General features: G+C 44.3%; 1 pseudogene. It reads right to left on the minus strand.

The window, feature by feature from the left end:
• Nucleotides 1-228 (minus strand): annotated as a pseudogene (locus TP70_RS12925) (hypothetical protein); the annotation flags it as partial.

Genomic DNA, 228 nt, shown 5'->3' on the forward strand with positions numbered 1-228 from the left:
CAACGTCAGTAAGTGAAAGTGACTCTACGAGCATGAGTAACTCAACGTCAGTAAGCGAGAGCGACTCTACGAGCATGAGTAACTCAACATCAGTAAGTGAAAGTGACTCTACTTCAATGAGTAACTCAACGTCAGTAAGCGAGAGCGACTCTACGAGCATGAGTAACTCAACATCAGTAAGTGAGAGCGACTCTACGAGCATGAGTAACTCAACGTCAGTAAGTGAAA

The sequence above is a fragment of the Staphylococcus microti genome, from assembly GCF_000934465.1.
Classification (GTDB): domain Bacteria; phylum Bacillota; class Bacilli; order Staphylococcales; family Staphylococcaceae; genus Staphylococcus; species Staphylococcus microti.